Genomic DNA, 22,922 nt, shown 5'->3' with positions numbered 1-22,922 from the left:
AATGAACCCGTATGCAGGGATGCATACGCCAGAGGACTGGGCGTTCCGTACGCGGGCTGAGCACAGCGGGAGATCGAATCGTTCGAAAGACAAGAAAACGTCTGAATCAGATTTCCTATCTGTTAATTCCGAATCTGCGACAAACACAGAAAGAGTATTAACTGATACTAAATCTACAGTCGATATGAATTCTTCGATTCAGCTAGAGGGGCTAAATAATGCCGATGTCAGTAAAACTCTGAATGTTACAAATGTTGACCAGAAAGAACTGGTGGTTGATGCTTCAGGCTATAGTAAAGCAGCAAAAGTAAGTATACCTTCCGCCTTTTTAAAACAATACAAGAAAGAAAACACAAATCTGCCGATAAGCATACGGACAGATGTAGCTCAGTTTACTCTTTCTACTGAACTGATCGATAAATTGGTTTCGTTATATCCAGAAGAAAGCCTGACAGTCGAAATTTCGTCGTTAACAGACGAAAACGGGACACAAGTAAGACAAGCTATTGCTGATACAGGGCTAACGGATGTTTTGGTGAATCCGGTTGACTTTAAGCTTATGGCTGGAAATCAAGAGATCACTGAATTTTTCGGGAATTACGTGGAGCGGAAATTGATTCTGGGGCTTCAAGTTGATCCTGAGCATGTAGTGGCTGTATGGTTCGATCCTAAGAGAGGTGCTTTATCGTCTGTTCCCGTATTGGTCCGAAATGTAAATGGACAAACGGAGGCAATCATCAAATCCAATCATAACAGTATTTATACTGTAGTCTCAGCAGACAAAAAATTTAAGGATCTGGAGAATCATTGGGCGCAAAAAGATGTGGGAGTGATGGCAAACAAGCTAATTGTCAAAGGTGTTCAGCCTGATATTTTTGAGCCAAATCGGGCTGTAACAAGAGCTGAATTTGTGGCACTGCTTGTCCGTGGATTGGGTTTGCAGGAAAAGCCATTACCTAAATACTTTACAGATATAAAAGAAGATGCCTGGTATGCTGGTAGTGTTGGAGCTGCGATAGATGCAGGTCTGATCCGAGGTTACGGGAATCAGTCATTTGGACCAGAAAAGGTGATTACTCGCGAGGAAATTGCGGTCATTGCTGAAAAGGCTGTAGATTACGTTCAGACTTTAAATACCATTCCTTCTAGTGAGGAATATAAAGAGGTTTACAGCGATTCTTCTACTGTTTCTCCATGGGCCCAACAGGCTATGGCGCAGGCTACAGAGCAAGGGTTAATTAAGGGCGTGTCTCCAGACCTGCTTGCTCCCAAACAACATGCAACACGGGTAGAAGCAACTTCGATATTAAAACGGTTTTTGCAACTGATTAAATTTACAAACTAAAGAACAATAAATTAGACGAATAAGTACTCTTTTTTGGCGGTCCGTGGGGATCGCCGTTTTTTTATGCTTTATAATAAATGCTATGATTAGAGCTATCGCTGTTTCAAGATAGTTTTTTAGAAAAAAGGAGGTGCGATGGTGGTGGAGGTGACTGGAATTATTGTGGCGGGTGGACGCTCTAGCAGAATGGGACAGGACAAAGCACTGCTCAAGTTCGGGGGAGTTACGGTACTGGAGAGGATAGCTGCTGAGCTAGAGAAAGTTGCGGGAAGAATTATTGTAGTGACTCGGGATTCACAACAGTATAGGGCGCTTGGGCTGGAAACAACGGTAGATCTATATCCAGGCTTGGGTCCTTTGAGCGGTATCCATGCAGGACTTTCTGCTTCCAAAACAGAATGGGGAGTCGTAGTAGCCTGCGATATGCCTTTTGTGCAACCAGAGATATTCCATGCTTTACTTGCACACGCAACAAACTGGGAAGCTACCCAAGAGATAGCTAATGAAAAAAGGAAGCAACAGGTCCAAAGAGAGCAAAAAACATTTTGTGGAAAAGACTTATTGCCTCAGTCAACACAATCAGAATTACAGGCGGTAATTGCATCTGTGGATGGACGTATACATCCGTTGCTGGGGCTATATCATCGAAGTGTGCTGCCCTCTGCTGAGCAATGCCTGCGGAGTGGCCGGCTTCGTCTGATCGACTGGCTGAACTCCTTGAATGTTCGTTATGAGAAAGCTGGCGAATGGCCGGGAGCGAGCTTAGACATGTGGAAGCAAGCTGTGTTTAACATGAACTATCCACAGGATTACCAGCTTATCGCGAAACAATTGGAGGGTTTACAAGACGTACCATCCATGCAAAAAACAGAGAATAGAGATGACCTGGAAAAATAAGAAATTCAGAACAATGCTCTCACCTAAGGATAGAAAGAAATAGTGGAAGATGAGTGAAAAGATATATCATGATTTTAGGGGGAGTACATAACATGCTGGAAGCTATTGTTCATGCTGTTTTATTGGCATTGGGATTGATTTTGCCTTTAGGGGTACAAAATGTATTTGTTTTTAATCAGGGGGCGTCCCAGTCGCGGTTCCGCAATGCGCTGCCTGCTGTTATTACAGCGGGTGTCTGTGACACCATTCTGATCACGCTTGCAGTTGGGGGAGTATCTCTCATTTTGCAGCAATTTCTATGGCTCACGAATGTGCTCTATGCAGCGGGCTGTTTGTTTTTGCTGTATATGGCTTGGACTCTTTGGAGATCGAAGGCTGCTTCCTCAGGAGAAAGTCAGCCGATGCTGCCGAAACGCCAGATGATTTTTGCCGCCTCGGTATCGCTACTGAATCCACATGCCATACTCGACACGGTTGGTGTAATTGGAACCAGTTCTCTTCAATATAACGGTGTGGAACGTTGGGCTTTCGGTCTGGCTGCCGTGTCAGTATCGTGGATATGGTTTATGGGTCTGGCAACGGCAGGCCGGCTTGTAGGACGTATGGATTCAGAAGGAAAGTTTGGTACTGTGCTCAACAAAATATCGGCACTGATTATTTTGGGTCTGGCCATTTATATGGCGATAAATTTTATGACCAGTATGTGACCTGATCCTTGTTAGAGGAAAAACTTCAATAAAGCGAATACCCCGCTCAAAGCAAAGGGGACACCGATCAAAAACAACATAAAGGCCAGACAGCCTGCACCATTTACACCGCCAGCAATTCGGGCGTCCCGAGGGTTGGCCGGATTGTATAGTACCTTAATCTTGCTGCCAACCCGGTTGAAGCTGAGATTGGTACTATAAGGATTCCAGAATTCCACGACTTCACCTGAAGCGGTATAGAAGCGTACCTTTAATCGGCGGGTGTAGCTGGTATCTACCGGATCATCACGGTCAAAGGGAACGACATCTATATCTACCTCGATATGAGCATCTACGATTTGCCCTTTAGTACGAACCCAGTGGCGTTTACGATAACGATGGCGACGGATCGTCCTGAATCCAAAATAGATGAGCAGCAGACCGATCAAGCTAAACAACGGCATGAGCAGATCGGAGCTAAAATGAAACCAGTACACATTGAAATCAATTGAAATGATAATCTACTCCTTTAATCAAGCGATAATCAATATATCGGAAATACTCACGATTAGTTTAATTTTTCCATAGAGATTATGTGCGCAGAGGAATGGAATATAAAAAAAGATCCGCTTCCCCAGGAAGTGGATCTTTTTTAATAGCTGTGCGGACTACTTTTTGCTGGATAGGGACATGTCAAAATCAACGTCCTCGATAAATTCGATAACCTCACCATTAGGGCTATGGACTAATGCATTGGTTACAACTAGAGGAGGTTCGCCAAGTGTAAGCTGATTGGGTTCCACAAAGGTTTTTGCTCCGTGGGCAAGGGCTTTTTGGTATATTTCATCCACATTATCTACGTAAAATGCGAGGTGTAATAAGGCTCCATGAGCAATATCCTGCTCGGATGCAGCCTTTTTCCCTTGGGCAGGAATGACGGCTTCGTTATCAAAGATTTCAAGACAGGTTCTTTGGTCAGGTGAGATCAGCATGGAAGCCTCTTGAATCCGAAAGGACGGGAGACTCCAGTGATGTCCGCTTTTAAACCCCAATACTTCGGTATAAAATGCAATGGTTGCTTGATAATCACGGGCTTGGATGGCCACATGAGCTAGTCCCTTCACACTCATTTCAGATCCTCCTTATATGTAAGTAAACCTTATTATATGAATAATTATGTGCTATATATATATTTAAAATAAGATTTTTATACTATATTGGTTATGAAACCTAAGTTATTTTGGATGAAAAACATTACTTTCTAAATTCAAATCAGGAGGTACTTGAGATGCAGCATCACATAGACGAGATAGACTACAAAATCATGACATTGTTACAGCATGATGCACGAATAACGATTTCCCAAATCAGTAAAGAAATTTCGATGTCACAACCGTCCGTTAAAGAAAGAATGACCAAGCTCGAAGAACGAGGGATTATTTCTGGATATAATGCTGTATTTAATTTACGGGAACTGAATCGAGGGACAACAACGTTTATTCTGGTCAAGACAGAACATTGCCAAGAGTTGATTGATTTTTGTAAGGAGGCGAAGGAGGTTACCGATTTGTTTCGCATCAGCGGGGAATTTAATTATCTCATTAAGGTACAAAGCGCGTCTGTAGAGGAAATTGCAGAGTTTCAGGATTCGCTAGTCAAGCTGGGACCTTCGAAATCGCATATTTGTATGAAAAATATACTGGAAAACAGAGTTTTGCTGTAATCCAATCCGACAACGAATATTTGGAATATAAATTATTCAGAAAGCTGTTATTCGAGGTTTAAATAAGCGAATGAATGATGTAATAAAAAAGTGACGCTGAATTATAACAGCGTCACCATAATTCCCTGCTCCAGACACTCCACGTCCTGGAGCTCGATTTTGCCGGCCATGGCGTGCAGAGCCGCCGCCGTGCCGCAGGCCGCTCCCTGGCGTAGCATGGCAGGGAGCTCCAGTCCCGCCACCGCGCCGCTAACCAGCCCGGCGACCATGGCGTCACCGCTGCCGAGCGCGCTGACAATGTCCGCGTTCGGCAGGCTTACGCGGTAGCGTGCATCACGCGTTACCGCCAGTGCCCCGCGTGCGCCGAGCGAGATGACGGCCAGCAGCGCACCGGCTTCCAACAGCTGCGCTGCTGCTGCTTCGGCGGCATCCGGGCGCGCGGCGTCGATCCCCGCGAAGCGAGCGGCCTCGTCCTCGTTAGGCTTCACGAGGTCGGGCTTCCCACGCAAGCCCAAGCGCAGCGCCTCGCCGCTCGCGTCCAGCGCCACCCGCGCGCCGCGTTCCTTCGCCAGCGTACACAACTCGGCATACAGATCGGGCGGGCAGCCAGGTGGCAGGCTGCCGGAGAGAACGACCCAAGCCGAATCCTCGGCAAGGGTCGCGATTTTGCGCCGCAGCGCGGCTAGTTCGAGCGGCCCAACGGTCGGGCCGCTCTCAATCAGCTCGGTCTGCGTGCGGGCAGCTGGATCGAGCACGGTAATGGCGAGTCGGGTTTCCCCTTGTGCCGTTTCGATGAAATCGGCGTCTACGCCTTCCGCGCTCAACCCGTCGATGAGCAGCCGTCCGGTGTGTCCGGCCACAAACCCGGTCGCCCGTACAGGCTGACCTAGCGTGCGAATGACACGAGCGGCATTCACGCCCTTGCCGCCTGGTACTGTCAGGCCGTCTTCAATGCGGTGGACGGCATTCAATCCAAAGCCTGCAACCGTGTAGATTTTATCTACAGCCGCGTTAAGCGTTACGGTGGTAATCACAAGGCATCACTCCTTAAGAAATCAGCTTTAAGCCCAATGCTGCGGCAAGAATCATGGCGATGAATAAAACACGCAGTACACTTTTTTGCTCGCCATACAAGAACATGCCTGTAACCGTACTGCCGACGGTTCCAATACCTGTCCATACGGCATAGGAAGTTCCCATAGGCAAACTTTTCATAGCGTAGCTGAGCAGAGAAAAGCTAAGAATGAAGGATAAAATCATAAGTGCCAAAGCCTTCCACCCCTTGCCGACCGTAACTCCCTTCATGCCGATAACTCCAAGCACTTCCGAGCATCCCGCAATAACCAATGCGATCCAAGCCATTATGCACCACTCCCTTCCTGAGCATCACGGTCGGTAACTAACTTCAAGCCGATCACACCTGCTAGCAAAAGGGCGATTAACAGCGTTTTGGACCATTGGAACGGCTCCCCGAAAACCAGCATTTCGCCTACAACGGTTCCCCCTGTCCCCAGTCCAGTAAATACAGCATACACCGTGCCTACAGGCAGACGCTTCGCAGCCTTCATGATTAAATAAAAGCTGGTCATTACAGCCAGCACAGTTACAGCCCAGGTGAGTACAGAATCTGCATGCTTCAAACCTGATACCCATACGACCTCAATCAGGCCCCCAACAAAAACGTAAATCCAACTGCGATTCATGATGAAATTTCTCCTTAGTTCACTAGATTTTTACAATCAAGACTGCTTGACCCTCCACGAGGTAGAGTTAATGTAATTCCACGCCAAAAAATAGGCCAGGCCGCTTCCAACCTTCGGTGGTAGTTGGTGCTCCCGCTGTACAGCAGCTCTACCATGATTCCATCCACCAATGTCATGTAGGCTAAAGCCACATCCGCTGGCTTCATATGTGCAATGGGTTCCCGATTTCGTATATTCCGGAGGCGACGAGTTAATTTTCGCTCCATTTGTTCCAAAAAGGGATTCACAATATTCAGTACCTCGTTATATAAAGATACAGGTGGAAAGAAGGAAAAACGAAGCATAAACTTGGCTGAGTTGTTGCTCTCGTATTCCTGTTCCATCCAGAAGAGAAAGTCATGCAGTGTATGCTCCAGCGACTGCTCTTTGCGTTCCGTAAAGTATTCAAAGATACGCAAATTCTGCTCTTGAAACGCATAACTTGCCACCTGCAAAAACAGATCCTCTTTGCCCTGAAAATGCGCATATATAGACGGTTTTCGGATTCCAACCTCGGCGGCAATACTGCTTAAGGATGCTCCCTCATACCCATTAGCGGCAAATTGAAAAAGAGCGGCCTTTCGAATCTCTTCCATTCCCATTATCATCACCTACCTAACGTTCGTTAGTTTATTTTTGCATGAAAAAAAGTAAGTGTCAACACAACGACATTCCGTGATGTATTTTTGGATTTTTTTAATCAACATTTAAATAAAAAAGTGGGAAGAAATATGGGGCTCATGTACAATATAATGAAGAATACCTGTTTAAATGCAGTTCATTGGAAGTGAGGTTAGTTATGAGGCGAAGCTTACTGGCCGTATTAATCGCAGCTATGGTGTTTATTATTTATTATTTTGGCTTGTTTAATTACATCGGCAAAAATGAAGGAACTGTCATCAGTATTTTCTCTACCCTGACGGTTATTTCCATAAGTCTAATTATTTTTTCGGAGAATCGTAATCCTTCCACCACCATGTCCTGGATTTTGCTGCTGGCGTTGCTGCCAGTCGTTGGACTTCCTCTTTACTTTTTGTTTGGGCAAAATGTGTTCAAGCGCCGTAAGTACGACAAAAAAGCTTTGCGTGACCAACAGGCTTATGAGCGTATCGAAAAGGATGCTTTGCGGGTCAAACGAGATTTGACCTGCTTTACAGATGAACAGCAGCAGCTGATGCGTCTGGCCCGGAGATTGGCCCGCTCTCCGATTTATTTTGCGACTGAAACCCAGATTCTGAATAATGGAGATGAAACCTTCTCCACGCTGCTGGAAGAACTGCGCAAGGCGCAGCATCATATCCATATGGAATATTACATTTTCCGGTCGGATGATATCGGTACCAGCATTCAGAAAATTTTGATCGAGAAGGCAAAAGCGGGTGTTAAGGTACGGTTTATGTACGATGCGGTCGGTAGTATTCAGCTATCGAAGGCATTCCTGAAGGAAATGAAGGATGCAGGAGTAGAGGTTGTCGCATATGGCGGTGCACGGATCTTGTTCTTCTCCAGCCGGGTAAACTACCGTAATCACCGTAAAATTGTAGTTATCGACGGCAATATCGGGTTAATCGGTGGTCTAAATGTGGGAGATGAATATCTCAGCCGCAACAAAGCCTACGGCTTTTGGCGTGACACGCATATGATAGTGAAGGGCGAAGCGGTGCGGACGCTTCAACTTATATTTTTACAGGATTGGCTTCATATGACGGGTGAATCGGTGCTGGATAGCGAATATCTGTCTCCCGATATTGAACCGATCACGGACGGCGGTGTACAGATTATTGCCAGCGGACCGGACAATGAGCGGAGAGTGCTTAAAAATCTGTTCTTCTCCATGATTACATCCGCCCGCAAATCCGTCTGGATTGCCACTCCATATTTTATCCCGGATGAAGATATCCTGACTGCTTTACGGATGGCTGCTTTATCTGGATTGGACGTGCGTATTCTGTTTCCCGCGAAACCGGATAAATGGCTGCCTTTTCTCGCATCTCATTCGTATTTCCAATCGTTGCTGGAGGTGGGAGTCAAGGTATATGAATATGAAAAAGGGTTCCTGCACTCCAAACTTCTCATTATTGACGGGGAAGTTGCGACTATTGGGACAGCCAATATGGACATGCGCAGCTTCCATCTGAATTTTGAAGTGAACGCTCTGTTGATTCAAACACACAGTGTGCAGCAAATGGTGAATGACTACGAGCGAGATTTGCACAATGCCAGTTTGATCGTACGCGAGGAATTCATGAAAAAGCGTCTGTTCAAACGTTTAATGGAATCACTCGCTCGTCTACTTTCACCGCTGCTGTAAGCTTCAAGGAATGTGCTTAAATGGGCTATAGTCGTAACACTATAGTCAAAATGTAGTAAAGCCCAAAATATCCTGGAGACGATATACAATATCTTTCCAAAATGTTGAATGATCCTCGTAAGCTGCTAGATCCAGACTATAATCAGCCCCCTGATTATTCCAAAGCTTATCAAAATAGGCCGCCACCTGTCGGGTCAGCTTGCTGTCCGCCGGAGCGGCCACCCACAATTCATTCTCCAAATTTAAATCATCCAAATTACGGGGGGTCAAATTGGTAGAGCCACCCCAAATCCAATGCTCTCCTTGTGCCCTGGCAATATAAATCAGCTTGGTATGGAATTGCTCATGGGTGGTATGATACCAGCGAATTTGAATGTTTCCCTCTGATTTATCGGACAATTCTTGGGCAACCGGACGGTTAGGTATGCCTATTTTTTCCTGACCAAATGCATTTTCATTGGGGTCCAGTAGCAATTGGATGCTCACACCGCGTGCCGAGGCATCCAGCAGGCTATTCAAGACTTTGCGGTCAGCCAAATAAAACATACCCATATGAATGCTGTCCCCTTGCTTCGTCTGCTTAATGCCATTGAGAACGGAGGTATATACTTTGCCTTCGGTGAGATATTTGATCCGGTAGCGGTCCTTACCTGATGGAACTATTGGCTCTGCCTGAGGTGTATACATAGGAAGTTGCCCCCCACCCGAGAAGTTCAATACCGCCTGCTCTGTTTGTAAAATATCCCCGATGATCGGTCCCTTCACCTCCAGGGCAACATTGGAATGATAGGCACTTGCGTCGTGAACATTGCCTGTAGAGATGAGAGCAGTTTGCTCGTTGGCTACCAATTTTCGATGATTGGCCTTGACGTTTAACAGCTTTAAATAAGAGCGAGCTGTAACGTCAGGTCCGTCACTGGCCATCAGATTGGGAAGCCAGCCAGTCCCCTGCTGCCCGAACCACTGGAAAAAAGTACGCCACACCGCTGAATAGAGGGGTGTGGAGTCCCGTAACGGGTCTACATCGGTCTGCACGACCTGAATCCCTGCCCGCTTCATATTCTCCAACAACGGATTGGGAGCAGAATTATAGTTGGTATTGACTTCATCTGTAATGAAGAAGATAGGCATCTCAGGATGGGCCTTCTTTTTGGCGATAAGATGATTAGTCATTTGTGCGCTGACTTCGGGGAAGTGCTGGCCTTTATGCTTGTAATCGTTGAACAGAAACAGGTCAATGACGATAAATTGCTGGGCTTCATCAATGATCCCGAGCATACGATTCAAAATTTGTCCTTCATGTTGTGCTGTGCTCCCATCCCCGGTTGGGTAGGTCAAATCTGTCCAAAAGTTTACCTCGTGCGTTGTATACTCCTGACTTTCATAAGAGATAAACGGAGGCAACGGTTTATGGGTCTGATACAGCATGACGGCAATCAGCCAGAGGATAAGCACCAGAATGGCGATTTTAATAGAACGGCCCTTCTGCCTTGATTTTTCTGGCACAGAATGCAGCGAATTTTGTTTAGTCATACGACGATCAACTCCTCCATTGAAATGCTGTATTCCTTTTTATCGTGTCCGAACATGTGGGTTATGATTAGATACTGTCTAATTATTACCGCAAGTGCACAGGGTTGAAGCGGGATGGCTACGGAAGGAAACCAAGAACTTTTTATTATGAATTGAGGACATATGTCCTTTATGGTCAGGCTAACCTATACTTAAATAGATACAAAAGTCATTTACATGGGGAGAATAACAACTAATGAGAGGGATTTTGTTTGCTTTTCTGGGAGGCGCTTGTATTACGTTACAAGGGGTAGCGAATACACGGATTAGTCAGGATATCGGGACATGGCAGGCGGCTACCGTTACTCAGTTAATAGGATTTATTTTGGCAGCTTTAGTCTGGATGTTTACAAAGGATGGCCGTGTGTCTGAAATGAAACAGGTAAAGCCAATGTATCTTTGGGGTGGTGCTTTTGCGGCTATCATTATATTTAGTGAGGTCACAGCTATTCAACATATTGGGGTTACATTCACAATCTCGGCGCTGTTGATCGCTCAGTTATGTTTAACCTTCCTGGTAGACATCAAGGGATGGTTTGGTATCGTGAAGCAAAAGATGAAACTGCCACAATTTATAGGTATCGGTATGATGATCGCGGGTGTCATTATTCTGAAGCTTTAAAATAATTTTATTTATAGAGGAAGCTTAGAACGTAGAAACTGAAGGTGAGCCAAGAGATGAGAGAAATTCAGGATCAAGAGCAGCTAAAGTATTTTTTGCATCTGCATCAGCTAGAATCCATACTCTACAAGCCACTGCATCCCTACTTGTCGCTGCATCGTTTGGAGCAAGGGGAAAAGCTCTGTTCGCAGGGAGATGTTATTGAACATCTGTATATTCTGGTGCAGGGCAAGGTCAAAATTTTTACCAGCTCTACAGAAGGAAAGACGCTAATCCTTTGCTTCAAAACACCGATCGAGGTCATCGGCGATGTTGAATATATTCGTAATAGTCACGTCATCAATACAGTAGAGGCAGTGTCACCGATCTATGTGATAGGTGTTCATCACCAATGGATGAATAAGTATGGCAAAGACTATGCACCTTTGCTGCAATTTCTATTGGATATTGTCACGCGAAAGTTTTGTCTGGATTCTGATTTCTCCAACTTTAACCTTATGTATCCGGTGGAGGTTAGGCTGGCGAGCTATCTGCTATCTGTTTCTTTTGACGAGTCCAATTCTGTCTTTCATGAGGAGCTACGTGTATCCGGGCTGGTAGATGTGGCGAATTTGATCGGAACCAGCTACAGACACCTTAACCGTGTTATTCGCAAGATGATTGAAGAGGGATTGGTTGAACGGGCAAAGGGTTACATTGTCATTCGGGACAGAAAAGGTTTGAGTGAACTGGCTGGCCATAATATTTATGAATCGTTGTAATCATATTGCTTTGAGTAGGTGCAAAACATTAAAGAGACTTCAAGGGAGAGCTAAATATGTTATTAGGGCTTATATTGGCAGTTATCGCAGGGGCTTTGGTCAGTCTGCAAACGATATTCAATAATAAGGTGAATGAGCGGACAGGTTCATGGGCCACAACGACATTGGTACTGGGAACAGGGTTTTTGGCTTCCTTACTCGGGAGTCTTATTTTTGAAGGGAAAAATACATTTGCTCTACAGCATATGCAGCTGTGGTACTGGTTCAGTGGCATGATTGGTGTCGGGGTTGTGTTCTGTCTGGTGCAAGGAATGAAGCGACTTGGTCCTACCTATGCAATCTCCATAGTATTGACGGCGCAATTGGGTACCGCCCTGCTATGGGATTCGTTAGGCTGGCTGGGATTAGAAAAAATTCCGTTTACCTTCAATAAGCTGATCGGTGTAATCGTCATTATTGGCGGTATTCTAGTGTTTAAGCTTGGTCAAGGACGCACTAAGGAACCACAAGAAAATATTACACCTGTACCTGATTCGATGAAGGGGTAAAGGAAGTTGTGATAAGCTTTGCCATGTTGGGATAGGGAGGCACTTTTGGAAGGGCATTGTGCAGAAAAGCCGCTGCTCTAACAGGAGTGTGGCTCTTCTAGCCCATAGGCGATAAAAAAATGTTAGCGGTCGTGTATATATTTTTTCATCCATGATACAATGAAAATATCTTAAAATAGCTGCTTTATAAGCCTGATATTGGATATATGAGACAGTAAATAGATCGGTTACCGTGTTCGGGAACGGTCTTATTTGTGCTTCGTGAACCTGAAATAAACAGAGTGATTGGATGAGGTGGAACATAGATGAGTAATGCTGAAAATATAAAGGGATCACCTGACGGCTCGGACAGATCCGGCTCTTTGTTGCCTGCCGCACAGACAGGTGAACGGAAAATTGAGCATGTCCGCCTTTGTCTGCAGGAAGATGTGGCCGGACACGGCATTACCAGCGGGCTGGAGCGTTATGCCTTTAAGCACTGCGCTTTGCCTGAGCTTCATTTTGACGAGGTGCGTCTGGATACAACCTTTATGGGAGGAGCTATTCGTACACCGCTGCTTATCAGTTCGATGACAGGCGGTAGCACCGAGACAGGAGCGATTAATGAACGATTGGCAGAGACAGCAGAGAGACGCGGCTGGGCGCTGGGTGTCGGCTCCGTACGAGCTGCGGTGGAAAAAGAAGAATTGGCTTCAACCTTTGCGGTTCGCCGTCTGGCACCCAGCATCCCCATCCTTGCCAATCTGGGAGCAGTGCAGCTCAACTACGGATTTGGTGTGGACGATTGCCAACGTGCAGTAGAAATTGCCGGAGCGGATATGTTGGTGCTGCATTTGAACGGATTGCAGGAGATTTTCCAACCGGAAGGGAATTTGGATTTTAGCGGGCTGCTTGAACGCATCGAGGAATTGTGTCTTCGTCTTTCGGTGCCTGTAGGCGTGAAGGAAGTAGGCTGGGGCATAGATGGCGAGACGGCCTCGAGATTGTACGATGCAGGCGTCGCTTTTATTGATGTCGCTGGAGCAGGCGGGACAAGCTGGAGCCAGGTGGAGAAATTTCGTAATCCTGATCCTGTGCGCCGTGCAGCGGCAGAGGCATTTGCAGATTGGGGCAATTCGACCGCTGATTGTATCGTGGAGGTTAGAGCAGCTCAGCCTAATGGCACTCTGATCGGTAGCGGCGGACTGCAAAACGGTGTCGATGCTGCGAAGGCACTTGCTTTGGGTGCTGACATGGCAGGCTTTGGTCGCTCTTTGCTTGGTTCGGCGGTCGCCTCTAGCGAGGCACTGGAAGCACGATTGGAGCAAGTAGAGCTGGAATTGCGTACAGTCATGTTTGGCATCGGAGTAGCTGGGATTGAAGGTCTCAAAGACACGACTAGGCTAAGAAAGAAGGCGAATGGATGAGTGGATTTATCAAATTGGTTCCGATGAACGACGAGCAGTATGAACGCTTTGAGCAGCGTTCGCTCGCGGATTATGCGGAGGAAAAAATCCAGGCAGGCACGTGGACGGTGGAAGAAGCACCGGAGCGGGCAAAGGAAAGTTTCGCAACATACTTGCCGCAAAGACTGGGTACACCTCATGCTCACCTGTATATGCTGGAGTACTCAGATAGTACGGGTCAGGGTGCGAAGGAAGCGGGATATATCTGGTTCAACATTACAGAAGGTGCGCAAGGCAAAGAGGCTTTTTTACTGGATATTCTCATTTACGATTCATATCAGGGGCAGGGTCTGGGTACGTTGACGATGCAGGCGTTGGAACAAGAAGCTCGAAGGCTGGGCGCGGTTCGCATCGGTCTGCATGTATTTGGGCATAATGAGCGGGCTTTGCATGTATATCGCAAGTCAGGTTATCGGGTTACGGATATCCAGATGAGCAAGGAAATCTAAATAAAGATATCTAAATAGGCTACGGCAAAATCTTAAATCCACTGTTGTATGCTTGCCGCATGTATAGGTTCTCCTATATAATGTGGGTTGGTAAACTAACAGAGGGTATAACGCATATTTTATATAAACGGGAGTTGTTCTGATTATGGCTTTAAAAGCGGGGATCGTGGGTCTGCCGAACGTAGGCAAATCAACACTGTTTAATGCAATAACGCAGGCGGGAGCGGAATCCGCAAACTATCCATTTTGTACGATTGATCCCAATGTAGGGGTTGTTGAAGTGCCGGACGAGCGTTTGGATAAGCTGACTGAACTGGTAGTGCCGAACAAAACAGTGCCAACGGCTTTTGAATTTGTTGATATTGCTGGACTTGTGCGAGGTGCCAGTAAAGGCGAGGGTTTGGGTAACAAGTTTTTGGCCCATATTCGCGAAGTAGATGCCATTGTCCATGTGGTACGCTGCTTTGAAGATGAGAATATTACCCATGTGGACGGCAAAATTGACCCGATCAGCGACATTCAGACGATTAATCTGGAATTGATTCTGGCGGACATTGAAAGTGTAGACAAGCGCATTGATCGTTCCCGCAAGAACATGAAGGGCGGTAACAAGCAGTACGCCCAAGAGGTTGAAGTACTGGAACGGATCAAGGAATCGCTGTATGCTGACAAACCTGCACGTAGCGTAGAATTGTCAGAAGACGAAAAGCTGATTATACGTGACCTTCATTTGCTCACGATGAAGCCTGTACTGTACGCGGCTAATGTCAGTGAAGATGGTGTGACGGAAGCTGACAGCAATCCATATGTACAAAAGGTACGTGAATTTGCAGTAGCGGAAAATGCTGAAGTGGTACCAATCAGCGCCAAAGTAGAGGCTGAAATTGCTGAGCTGGAAGGCGAAGACAAGGCGATGTTCCTTGAAGAGCTGGGGCTGGCTGAATCCGGTCTGAACCGTCTAATCAAAGCAGCTTACCGCTTGTTGGGACTGTATACGTATTTCACAGCAGGTGTGCAGGAAGTACGCGCATGGACGATTCACAAGGGAACAAAAGCACCTGGCGCTGCGGGCGTAATCCACTCGGATTTTGAACGCGGATTTATTCGCGCCGAGGTTGTATCCTACGATGATTTGGTCGCTGCTGGTTCTATGAACGGAGCCAAGGAACGTGGTCAGCTTCGCTTGGAAGGCAAGGAATATGTGGTGCAGGACGGCGACGTTATGCATTTCCGCTTTAATGTCTAGTATGCATTTCGGCGTATAGTAATCAGTGTTTATGTACAAACATATTAAGTAATTGTATATGTGTTTCCCGCATGTACTAATTACGTAGTCGCTGCCTGTCCCGGGCGGCGGCTTTTTATTTGATTCCCATTTCTTTTCTTAGTTGAAAGTTTGTTATACAACGCGCTAAAAAGGGATTTTGTATATTCGACTTCAATTCGGTTTGCAGATTTTTGCAAAATCCCAAATTAGCAAGTATTTTATGTAGCTAATTAATCAAATAGTTGTTATAATAAAGAGCTGTAGCCAGTGAATTTAAAGCTGGTTTCATATTAATTTAACTGAAGAGGTGAATCGCTTGTTGGACCGATTGCAATCATTGGCGGACCGCTACGATAAACTGAGCGAACTGCTCTGCGATCCGGATGTGGCGAACGATAGCAAAAAACTTAGAGATTATTCCAAAGAACAGTCTGATTTACAGCCTGCTTATGAAGCATATACCGAATATAAAACTGTTGTTGAAGAGCTGGACGCTGCTAAAGCCATGCAGGGTGAAAAGCTGGACGACGAGATGCGTGAAATGGTCAAAATGGAGATCGAAGAGCTGAGTGCCCGTAAGCGGGAACTAGACGAGAAAATCCGTATTTTGCTGCTGCCTAAGGACCCGAACGATGATAAAAACGTTATTATCGAAATTCGTGGTGCTGCGGGTGGTGACGAGGCCGCACTGTTTGCAGCGGACTTGTACCGGATGTATACCCGTTATGCAGATACCCAAGGCTGGCGTGTAGAGCTGATGGATGCGAATATGAATGACCTTGGCGGCTTTAAAGAGGTTATCTTCATGATTAACGGACGCGGCGCTTACAGCAAAATGAAATTCGAAAGCGGCGCCCACCGTGTACAGCGGATTCCGACGACGGAATCTGGTGGACGTATTCATACATCTACCTCGACGGTATCCGTGATGCCTGAGGCAGAGGAAGTGGATATCGAAATTTTAGACAAGGATATCCGCGTGGATACTTTCTGCTCCAGCGGTGCGGGTGGTCAGTCCGTTAATACAACCAAGTCGGCGGTGCGTGTAACGCATATGCCAACAGGTATCGTGGCAACTTGTCAGGACGGCAAATCTCAGAACTCCAACAAGGAGAAGGCGCTGCAAGTTTTGCGTGCCCGTATTTCGGATATGCTGCGCCAGGAAGAGGAAGCCAAATATGCAGGCGAGCGTAAGAGCAAAGTAGGTACCGGGGACCGCAGTGAGCGCATCCGTACTTATAACTTCCCACAAAGCCGTGTAACGGATCATCGCATTGGTCTAACAATGCATAAGCTGGATCAGGTGATGAACGGAGAGATCGAAGAAATCGTATCAGCGCTCACCATTGCAGAGCAGGCTGATTTGATGGAACAAGAGGTTTAAGTTTTGGGGAACGAACGCGATTGTGTGTATCGGATGCCGCCGGAACGGAACATGAGTGTCAGAGAAGCCTTAGTTGAGGCTTCTTCTTTTTTAGGAAGCTGTGGCGTGTTAGAGCCGCAGCATAATGCCCGCTTGCTGCTGGAACATGTGCTTGGACTGGAAGGTACGAGGTTTTACGCCGCTCTGGGCGATCCTTTCCCTTCCTCCGCTAAGGAGACATGGGAACGGATCATGACCCGTAAAGCTGCGGGTGAACCGGCGCAGTATATTATCGGGCAGCAGGAATTCTATGGTCGCCCGTTTGCGGTTTCACCGTCGGTGCTGATTCCGCGCCCCGAGACAGAACTGCTCGTCGAGGCGATACTCCAGCACGGTGACCGGCTATGGCCGAGCGGCGCTCCGCACGCGCTCGACATTGGCACGGGTAGCGGCGCGATTGCCGTGACGCTGGCAGCTGAGCGGCCGAGCTGGCGCGTGACGGCGGGGGATATTTCGGCCGCTGCGCTCGAAATGGCGGCCCAGAACGCCGCTGATAACGGCGCAGCCGTAGAATTCCGCGAGGGTGATCTGTTGGCGCCGTTTGCGGGCACAGCGGTAGACATTCTCGTGTCCAACCCGCCGTACATTCCGGCTGCTGACATCGCTGGCTTGCAGCCAGAGGTGCGCGACCATGAGCCGCGAATGGCGCTGGATGGAGGTCCTGACGGGCTCGGCCCGTATCGGGCAATGCTGGAGCAACTGGGGCTCCTTCAGGCGCCCCCCCGGTTAATTGGGTTTGAGCTGGGGATGGGACAGGCCAGGGACGTGGCTGATCTACTAGAACAGGCAGGTCATTGGAAGAACATTTTAGTCATTCCTGACCTAGCGGGGATCGAGCGACATGTCCTTGGTGTCTCGGAATAGTGCTGCATTTTCTTTTTGCGAGTCTTTCCTTTAGAATAAGAGGAGTATGACCGAGAAACGGCTCAGGGGGAAATCATGCTTCAGAAATTGAAAAAAATTGACGGTCCGGTTATCTTTATTCTGGTTTTGCTCATGGCGATTAGTATCATCACGGTATACAGCGCTGGTAGAGGCCCTACAAACTTAGCAGAGCATGGAAATGATTACCAGAAGATGATCGGGTATTATATATTGGGCTTTGTAGTGATTTTGGGTTTAGCGATAGTCGATTTTCGGATATTCATCAAAAAAGCTTTGTACGTATATGGTGGCGGGATATTCCTGTTGATTCTCGGCTTTTTTGGCGGGACGGTAAATAACTCTCAGGGATTTTTGAAGATCGGCGGATTGAATCTTCAGCCTGCCGAGGTATTCAAACTGGTTCTTATCATTTTTTTGGCGTATATGCTGATTAAAAAGCGCAAGAGCAAGCTGTATTTTATTCAGGATGTTCTTCCAGTAGCGCTCGTGAGCTTTGTCCCGTTTGCCATGGTCATGGCACAAAATGACTTGGGTAATGCGCTCGGTTACATTGTCATTGTCATAGGTATGCTATGGATTGGTAATGTGAAGGCATCCCATGCGCTAATCGGATTTATCGTATTTGCAGTCGCCGTTGGCGGAGGGATTAAAGCGTATATTTCATTTCACGATGAGATAGATTCTTTTATGAAAGGCATTGGCCGTAGCCACTGGGTAGAGCGCTTGGACCCTTGGCTGGTACCGGAGGAAGCGACCGCGAAGGCATCTTATCATACCAAAAATGCCAAACTGGCAATAGCTTCTGGCGGAATGATGGGCAAAGGCTTTTTACAAGGAACCTCGGTACAGTCCGGGCGTGTTCCTTATACGTATGCGGATTCCATTTTTGTAGTTGTCGCAGAGGAGTTTGGGTTTGTAGGCTCATCCATTCTGCTATTGCTATATTTTATTTTGATTCATCGAATGATCCTGATTTCGCTGGAATGCCGGGATCGGGCTGGACCATATATTATTGTCGGGATTGTGTCCATGTTGCTGTATCAGATTTTTGAGAACATTGGTGCGTTTCTGGGCATTATGCCACTTACGGGGATTACGCTTCCGTTCATAAGCTATGGTGGTACCTCGTTGCTTATTAACATGGCTAGTATTGGCTTGGTGATGAGTATTAAGGTGCATGGGCAAGAACTGGAGGATGACCTGCCGCAGCCTTCCAGAGTAAGCCTGACGAAGGCGAAAAAAGCCTAGTGTAGTGGATTGTGGCTAAATCCTGACGGGGATTTGTATGAATTAAAACGGTATAACGAAAGAGTCCAGATTGTGAAATCTGGGCTTTTTTATATCCCTAGTGACGATAAGCTTGCGATAACCTTATTTTTTACGAGATTCATAGGTTTAGACTCTCCCAAACCGGACAGACTGATAGACATGATAGAGTTTGGGTTTGGGGGGACGAAGATGACAAGCTGGATGAAGCAAGCTGCAATGATACTCTTTTGTATTTCAATATTAATGATGTCTTGGGAAGGCCAAAAAACGGATGCTGCGATGACTACAGGAGCAAAAGCAACCCTAGTGTCTGGAGTGACCAGCGCAGGGCTGAAGGTAATTCCACACGATTCTATCCGACTACGCATTTTGGCTAATTCGGATCGTCCAGAGGATCAGTTGGTTAAACGCGAAATACGAGACGCTATTGTGCAGCAGATGAATACATGGGTCGGTGAACTGGACAATCCACAAAGCCTAAGCCAAGCCAGAGTGTTGATTGATGCACATTTACCTGAAATTGATCGCTTGGTAGGTGCGGAGCTGGCTCGTCGTGGTATAGCGTATAATCATAAGGTAGAGCTGGCAAGTGTACCTTTTCCGACGAAAATGTACGGTGGTCTTGTGTACCCGGCAGGGAATTATGAGGCGCTTCGGGTTACGTTGGGGCAAGGAAAAGGACAAAATTGGTGGTGTGTGCTGTTCCCGCCGCTGTGTTTTATTGATGCAGGCAGTGGTGAAGCAGCGGCACAAACTGTATCGGCAAAAACGAGTCATGGAGACAGTCGCACGAATGCTACTGACAAGGAGCCGGAAGTACGTTTTTTCCTGTGGGATGCCCTTGCGGGGCTGTGGAGCTGGGTGAGCGGCTTGTTTGCCTAAATGCTTCGCCAGAGCGATGGAAAAGAGGACAACGAGTGTAACTTCCCCATATGCTATAATGGAGCTTACGATAGATATACAGAGGGCAGAGGCAAATTGAACTGATTTGTTCAAATGGATTTTTGGGGATTAGAGCAATGAACTGGCCTTTATGACAATAAGATATGGGATGATCTGATATGAGTGATAAAGTGAATCGAATGCAAGACTTGGACGCGGGATTTGTGAAAAAGGATAGAGCAGGGCAGGAACAGGTGGCACAGTCTTCTCATACACACTGGTGGGATGTAAGATGTCTGGTTCCTGAAGAAAGCATAACTACACCTGCTACCACGTCTTTTGAGGTGGCAAAAGCAGATTCCGTTAATTCTATGTACAACACGGATGGGGAAGGTGCTGAAGAGTTTTCGGCTGGACAGGCTCTAATCGCCGCCGAAAACGGCATACGCGAGGCTGCCGCACTTCTCCAGGCTGGAGAGACGGTAGCCTTCCCTACGGAAACGGTGTACGGGCTGGGGGCGGATGCTCGCAGTACTAAAGCGGTGGAGGCGGTATTCGCTGCTAAAGGACGTCCGTCCGATAACCCGCTTATTGTACATATTTCCGATGCTGCTCAATTAAAAGGCATGGTAGCGGAAATTAACGATACAGCCCGAGCGCTGATGAACGCATTTTGGCCAGGACCGCTGACTCTCGTATTGCCGGTAGTACCGCAAGCACTGTCAGCGCGTGTGACAGCAGGATTGGACACGGTCGGTGTGCGCATGCCGGATCATCCGATCGCGCTGCGCTTGATCACAGAAGCCGGTTGTCCGCTGGCTGCACCAAGCGCCAATCGCTCGGGAAGGCCCAGTCCGACCCTGGCACAGCATGTGCTGGAGGACCTGGAGGGCCGCATCGGCGGTATTTTGGACGGAGGTCCCACGGGGGTGGGGCTGGAGTCCACGGTGGTGCAAGCAGGTGACGACGGAACCGTCACCATTCTGCGCCCTGGCGGCGTGACAGCAGAACAGCTCGCTACGGTTGCACGCGCCGTCGTATTGGACCCGGCGTTGGCTGCCACACCGGGGCAGGACACCGATAGCCTGGCGCCACGCTCGCCAGGCATGAAGTATACGCACTATGCGCCGCGAGGCCGCTTGAGCGTGGTACAAGGCCCGTCGTCTGTTGAAGTGACGGGCTGGATTCGCGGGGCGCTAGCGGAGGCAGCCGCGCGCGGGGAGCGCACGGCGGTGCTCGCGTTCGATGACCATGCCGCCGGCTACGCCGGAGAACGGGTCTACACGCTCGGCAAGCTGGACGCGCTGTACGAGGCAGCGCAACGCCTATACGGCGTACTGCGCCGCTGCGATGAGGACGGCGTCACCTATATTTTGGCGGAAGCCTGCCCGCCGAAAGGGTTGGGAGACGCCGTCATGAATCGACTGCTTAAAGCGGCCGGCCATCGAATCATCCGGTTGTAGCTTCCGTCAATTATAAAGCCTCTTATTTTAAATTCCCCTCTCTCTTCGTCTTTGTTTAGGGTATTTTCAGTGCCTGCTTGTACTGATTTGCCCCTTGTCCGCATAACGTGTACAAGAACAGACGGATAATGGAGGGATGGAGTATGCTGGCAGCCTCTGCCGATGCTGGGCAGGTAGTAACGATTCTGATCATGGCGGTAGCGCTGGGGATGGACGCGCTGTCGCTGGGTGTAGGGATCGGTATGAAGGGGATACGCCTGCGGGACGTGCTGCGCATCAGCATTGTGATTGGTTTTTTTCACATCTTGATGCCCTTGCTGGGAATGTTCACAGGCCATTATATGAGCTCTTTATTAGGCCATGTGACGACCTACTTCGCAGGGGGGCTACTCATCCTTTTGGGCGGGCATATGGTGTATAATTCCTTCAAGGGAGACGGCGCACAGGTGTTGGATCATCGTTCGCCTTTGGGCCTTTTATTGTTTGCACTTGGAGTGAGCGTTGACTCATTTTCTGTGGGAGTATCACTGGGGATGTTCCAGAGTGATCTGGTGCTGACTGTCCTAGCCTTTGGTTTTTGCGGGGGAGCGATGGCCATGCTGGGTCTGTTGCTGGGGCGCAAGGTCAGCCGCAATCTGGGTGATTATGGAGAAGCGGTGGGCGGAGCCATTTTGCTGGCATTCGGCTTTATGTTTATGTTTTGATTTTAACGTAGACAGTGTAAAATAAATACAGGATTTTAGTAATCCTCTGTTTATATATATTTTTAACATACGGGGGGTGAAGACGTTGAAAAATATCTTATTTGTATGCACAGGGAACACCTGTCGTAGTCCGATGGCTGAGGGGATGCTGCGCAAGTTGGCTGCCGAGCATGGGCTGGAGCTAGACGTGCGTTCCGCTGGAGTCGCTGCGATGGATGGAACACCGATATCCCGACATGCAGAGGCGGTTCTACGTGATCATGATATATCCGATCAGATCACTTCAACCCCTTTAAGCGATGGACTTGCCGAATGGGCACATCTGATCTTAACCTTGACACAAGGGCATAAACAGCACGTCATTCAACGGTTTCCCCAAACGGCGGGCAAAGTATTTACGCTTAAGGAATATGTGGAGGACCGGGATGCAGTGCTGAATGATGTACAGGAGTTAGATGGCTTGTATGCTTCGATGCAGTTAATGGCTTCACTTGGACAAGAGCTATCGGCACAGGAGCGTGAACGAATGATTGAATTGCATCAACGGATTCCAGGCTTTGATATCTCAGATCCGTTTGGCGGTTCGCGGGAGGACTATGATGTCACAGCTGCGGAAATACGTACGGCTTTGCATAAGTTGTTGGACAAGTTAAAGGGCTATTCCGAATAAAATGGGCACCAATCCTCTATTTTGTACGGGATCTGTTGATTTTCAGCGGTTAATCCGTTAAGATAAGGTGGAAAAATGAGAATCCAATGTAACTGGCGACAAAAGTGGGATTAACCACGATGGAGCATTGGATATACGGCCGGTCGCCTGGGCAAAAGAGCAATTCCACATGGGTGTGGACTGCTCTTTTTTCGTATACGAGTTACCACAAATCTTTTGTTGTCTACTTGTTCTTCCATTTTTTCTGCTCGAATTCTG

General features: G+C 47.6%; 25 protein-coding genes and 1 riboswitch. Of the genes, 18 read left to right on the top strand and 7 right to left on the bottom strand.

Features of this window, described 5'->3' with window-relative positions; genetic code table 11:
- From ABEW32_RS00855 to ABEW32_RS00845, 3 genes are all read left to right on the top strand, one after another.
- Positions 1–1,345: S-layer homology domain-containing protein (locus ABEW32_RS00855; protein WP_430183797.1), on the top strand; the 1,345-nt coding region annotated here is incomplete at its 5' end.
- A gap of 135 nt (positions 1,346–1,480) precedes the next feature.
- Positions 1,481–2,242 (top strand): molybdenum cofactor guanylyltransferase, encoded by a 762-nt coding sequence (gene mobA, locus ABEW32_RS00850; protein ID WP_430183795.1) that lies wholly within the window; start codon positions 1,481–1,483, stop codon positions 2,240–2,242.
- A gap of 92 nt (positions 2,243–2,334) precedes the next feature.
- Entirely contained in the window at positions 2,335–2,949 is a 615-nt protein-coding gene (locus ABEW32_RS00845) for a LysE/ArgO family amino acid transporter (protein ID WP_430183793.1), read from the top strand.
- A gap of 11 nt (positions 2,950–2,960) precedes the next feature.
- On the opposite strand, the gene ABEW32_RS00840 is transcribed toward ABEW32_RS00845, so the two are convergent.
- Both ABEW32_RS00840 and ABEW32_RS00835 read right to left on the bottom strand, forming a co-directional pair.
- Positions 2,961–3,425 carry a DUF3592 domain-containing protein gene (locus tag ABEW32_RS00840; protein WP_430183791.1) on the bottom strand — a complete coding sequence of 155 codons (465 nt, stop codon included), beginning with the start codon at positions 3,423–3,425 and terminating at the stop codon, positions 2,961–2,963.
- A 171-nt stretch (positions 3,426–3,596) separates the two neighbouring features.
- Positions 3,597–4,058, bottom strand: coding sequence for a VOC family protein (locus tag ABEW32_RS00835; protein ID WP_430183789.1), 462 nt, complete (start codon positions 4,056–4,058; stop codon positions 3,597–3,599).
- A 158-nt stretch (positions 4,059–4,216) separates the two neighbouring features.
- Between ABEW32_RS00835 and ABEW32_RS00830 the strand changes: the two genes are divergently transcribed.
- Entirely contained in the window at positions 4,217–4,651 is a 435-nt protein-coding gene (locus ABEW32_RS00830) for an Lrp/AsnC family transcriptional regulator (RefSeq protein WP_430183787.1), read from the top strand.
- Between the two features lie 101 nt (positions 4,652–4,752).
- Here the strand turns inward: ABEW32_RS00830 and ABEW32_RS00825 are convergent, their stop codons facing one another.
- The 4 genes from ABEW32_RS00825 to ABEW32_RS00810 are packed head-to-tail and all read right to left on the bottom strand — an operon-like array spanning position 4,753 to position 6,995.
- On the bottom strand, positions 4,753–5,685 hold the full coding sequence (locus ABEW32_RS00825) for a 1-phosphofructokinase family hexose kinase (RefSeq protein WP_430183785.1): 933 nt from the start codon (positions 5,683–5,685) through the stop codon (positions 4,753–4,755).
- Between the two features lie 13 nt (positions 5,686–5,698).
- Positions 5,699–6,013 carry a DMT family transporter gene (locus tag ABEW32_RS00820; RefSeq protein ID WP_063213836.1) on the bottom strand — a complete coding sequence of 105 codons (315 nt, stop codon included), beginning with the start codon at positions 6,011–6,013 and terminating at the stop codon, positions 5,699–5,701.
- Positions 6,013–6,354, bottom strand: a complete 342-nt coding sequence (locus ABEW32_RS00815) for a DMT family transporter (protein ID WP_430183783.1) — start codon at positions 6,352–6,354, stop codon at positions 6,013–6,015. Before ABEW32_RS00815 ends, ABEW32_RS00820 begins: the two co-directional genes overlap by 1 nt.
- A 14-nt stretch (positions 6,355–6,368) precedes the next feature.
- Positions 6,369–6,995 (bottom strand): TetR/AcrR family transcriptional regulator, encoded by a 627-nt coding sequence (locus ABEW32_RS00810; protein ID WP_430183781.1) that lies wholly within the window; start codon positions 6,993–6,995, stop codon positions 6,369–6,371.
- Positions 6,996–7,192: 197 nt separating this feature from the next.
- Between ABEW32_RS00810 and cls the strand changes: the two genes are divergently transcribed.
- A complete protein-coding gene (gene cls, locus ABEW32_RS00805; RefSeq protein WP_430183779.1) occupies positions 7,193–8,704 on the top strand; it encodes a cardiolipin synthase in 1,512 nt (503 codons plus the stop codon).
- A 45-nt stretch (positions 8,705–8,749) separates the two neighbouring features.
- On the opposite strand, the gene ABEW32_RS00800 is transcribed toward cls, so the two are convergent.
- Positions 8,750–10,237 (bottom strand): phospholipase D family protein, encoded by a 1,488-nt coding sequence (locus tag ABEW32_RS00800; protein WP_430183777.1) that lies wholly within the window; start codon positions 10,235–10,237, stop codon positions 8,750–8,752.
- 235 nt (positions 10,238–10,472) lie between these two features.
- Here ABEW32_RS00800 and ABEW32_RS00795 point away from each other — a divergent pair, with 235 nt between their 5' ends.
- The 13 genes from ABEW32_RS00795 (at position 10,473) to ABEW32_RS00735 (ending at position 22,664) form a co-directional block, all read left to right on the top strand.
- Positions 10,473–10,898: a DMT family transporter gene (locus ABEW32_RS00795; protein ID WP_167437859.1), complete on the top strand. Its 426-nt coding sequence runs from the start codon at positions 10,473–10,475 to the stop codon at positions 10,896–10,898.
- A gap of 56 nt (positions 10,899–10,954) precedes the next feature.
- Positions 10,955–11,659, top strand: a complete 705-nt coding sequence (locus ABEW32_RS00790; RefSeq protein WP_430183775.1) for a Crp/Fnr family transcriptional regulator — start codon at positions 10,955–10,957, stop codon at positions 11,657–11,659.
- 56 nt (positions 11,660–11,715) lie between these two features.
- A complete protein-coding gene (locus ABEW32_RS00785) occupies positions 11,716–12,207 on the top strand; it encodes a DMT family transporter (protein ID WP_430183773.1) in 492 nt (163 codons plus the stop codon).
- A gap of 305 nt (positions 12,208–12,512) precedes the next feature.
- A complete protein-coding gene (gene fni, locus ABEW32_RS00780; RefSeq protein WP_430183771.1) occupies positions 12,513–13,613 on the top strand; it encodes a type 2 isopentenyl-diphosphate Delta-isomerase in 1,101 nt (366 codons plus the stop codon).
- Complete coding sequence (locus ABEW32_RS00775; RefSeq protein WP_430183769.1) at positions 13,610–14,101, top strand: GNAT family N-acetyltransferase; 492 nt, start codon at positions 13,610–13,612, stop codon at positions 14,099–14,101. The genes fni and ABEW32_RS00775 overlap by 4 nt, the downstream gene beginning before the upstream one ends.
- A gap of 145 nt (positions 14,102–14,246) precedes the next feature.
- On the top strand, positions 14,247–15,347 hold the full coding sequence (ychF, locus tag ABEW32_RS00770; RefSeq protein ID WP_016822869.1) for a redox-regulated ATPase YchF: 1,101 nt from the start codon (positions 14,247–14,249) through the stop codon (positions 15,345–15,347).
- 337 nt (positions 15,348–15,684) lie between these two features.
- Positions 15,685–16,752, top strand: a complete 1,068-nt coding sequence (prfA, locus tag ABEW32_RS00765; protein ID WP_430183767.1) for a peptide chain release factor 1 — start codon at positions 15,685–15,687, stop codon at positions 16,750–16,752.
- 3 nt (positions 16,753–16,755) lie between these two features.
- Entirely contained in the window at positions 16,756–17,655 is a 900-nt protein-coding gene (prmC, locus tag ABEW32_RS00760) for a peptide chain release factor N(5)-glutamine methyltransferase (RefSeq protein WP_430183765.1), read from the top strand.
- 75 nt (positions 17,656–17,730) lie between these two features.
- A complete protein-coding gene (locus ABEW32_RS00755; protein ID WP_430183763.1) occupies positions 17,731–18,924 on the top strand; it encodes an FtsW/RodA/SpoVE family cell cycle protein in 1,194 nt (397 codons plus the stop codon).
- Positions 18,925–19,134: 210 nt separating this feature from the next.
- Positions 19,135–19,827, top strand: coding sequence for a stage II sporulation protein R (spoIIR, locus tag ABEW32_RS00750; protein ID WP_430183762.1), 693 nt, complete (start codon positions 19,135–19,137; stop codon positions 19,825–19,827).
- Positions 19,828–20,006: 179 nt separating this feature from the next.
- Positions 20,007–21,290: an L-threonylcarbamoyladenylate synthase gene (locus ABEW32_RS00745; protein WP_430183760.1), complete on the top strand. Its 1,284-nt coding sequence runs from the start codon at positions 20,007–20,009 to the stop codon at positions 21,288–21,290.
- 143 nt (positions 21,291–21,433) lie between these two features.
- Positions 21,434–21,994 (top strand): manganese efflux pump MntP, encoded by a 561-nt coding sequence (locus tag ABEW32_RS00740; RefSeq protein ID WP_430183758.1) that lies wholly within the window; start codon positions 21,434–21,436, stop codon positions 21,992–21,994.
- A gap of 85 nt (positions 21,995–22,079) precedes the next feature.
- The gene (locus ABEW32_RS00735) at positions 22,080–22,664 is read left to right on the top strand and encodes a low molecular weight protein arginine phosphatase (RefSeq protein WP_430183756.1); all 585 of its coding nucleotides are present in this window, start codon (positions 22,080–22,082) and stop codon (positions 22,662–22,664) included.
- Between the two features lie 78 nt (positions 22,665–22,742).
- Positions 22,743–22,824, top strand: a riboswitch (ZMP/ZTP riboswitch).
- Positions 22,825–22,922: the final 98 nt, after the last annotated feature.

The sequence above is a fragment of the Paenibacillus jamilae genome, from assembly GCF_050482105.1.
Classification (GTDB): Bacteria; Bacillota; Bacilli; order Paenibacillales; family Paenibacillaceae; genus Paenibacillus; species Paenibacillus jamilae_B.
Note: the sequence above shows the minus strand (reverse complement) of the source record. Positions and strands in the feature narration are given on the sequence as shown.

Coding starts and splice junctions, on each gene's coding strand:
- ABEW32_RS00755 (WP_430183763.1), top strand. CDS start 17,731: ATGCTTCAGAAATTGAAAAAAATTGACGGTCCGGTTATCTTTATTCTG.
- spoIIR (WP_430183762.1), top strand. CDS start 19,135: ATGACAAGCTGGATGAAGCAAGCTGCAATGATACTCTTTTGTATTTCA.
- fni (WP_430183771.1), top strand. CDS start 12,513: ATGAGTAATGCTGAAAATATAAAGGGATCACCTGACGGCTCGGACAGA.
- ABEW32_RS00830 (WP_430183787.1), top strand. CDS start 4,217: ATGCAGCATCACATAGACGAGATAGACTACAAAATCATGACATTGTTA.
- ABEW32_RS00790 (WP_430183775.1), top strand. CDS start 10,955: ATGAGAGAAATTCAGGATCAAGAGCAGCTAAAGTATTTTTTGCATCTG.
- ABEW32_RS00835 (WP_430183789.1), bottom strand. CDS start 4,058: ATGAGTGTGAAGGGACTAGCTCATGTGGCCATCCAAGCCCGTGATTAT.
- cls (WP_430183779.1), top strand. CDS start 7,193: ATGAGGCGAAGCTTACTGGCCGTATTAATCGCAGCTATGGTGTTTATT.
- ABEW32_RS00800 (WP_430183777.1), bottom strand. CDS start 10,237: ATGACTAAACAAAATTCGCTGCATTCTGTGCCAGAAAAATCAAGGCAG.
- ABEW32_RS00775 (WP_430183769.1), top strand. CDS start 13,610: ATGAGTGGATTTATCAAATTGGTTCCGATGAACGACGAGCAGTATGAA.
- ABEW32_RS00815 (WP_430183783.1), bottom strand. CDS start 6,354: ATGAATCGCAGTTGGATTTACGTTTTTGTTGGGGGCCTGATTGAGGTC.
- ABEW32_RS00795 (WP_167437859.1), top strand. CDS start 10,473: ATGAGAGGGATTTTGTTTGCTTTTCTGGGAGGCGCTTGTATTACGTTA.
- ABEW32_RS00785 (WP_430183773.1), top strand. CDS start 11,716: ATGTTATTAGGGCTTATATTGGCAGTTATCGCAGGGGCTTTGGTCAGT.
- ychF (WP_016822869.1), top strand. CDS start 14,247: ATGGCTTTAAAAGCGGGGATCGTGGGTCTGCCGAACGTAGGCAAATCA.
- ABEW32_RS00810 (WP_430183781.1), bottom strand. CDS start 6,995: ATGGGAATGGAAGAGATTCGAAAGGCCGCTCTTTTTCAATTTGCCGCT.
- ABEW32_RS00740 (WP_430183758.1), top strand. CDS start 21,434: ATGCTGGCAGCCTCTGCCGATGCTGGGCAGGTAGTAACGATTCTGATC.
- mobA (WP_430183795.1), top strand. CDS start 1,481: ATGGTGGTGGAGGTGACTGGAATTATTGTGGCGGGTGGACGCTCTAGC.
- ABEW32_RS00745 (WP_430183760.1), top strand. CDS start 20,007: ATGAGTGATAAAGTGAATCGAATGCAAGACTTGGACGCGGGATTTGTG.
- ABEW32_RS00820 (WP_063213836.1), bottom strand. CDS start 6,013: ATGGCTTGGATCGCATTGGTTATTGCGGGATGCTCGGAAGTGCTTGGA.
- ABEW32_RS00845 (WP_430183793.1), top strand. CDS start 2,335: ATGCTGGAAGCTATTGTTCATGCTGTTTTATTGGCATTGGGATTGATT.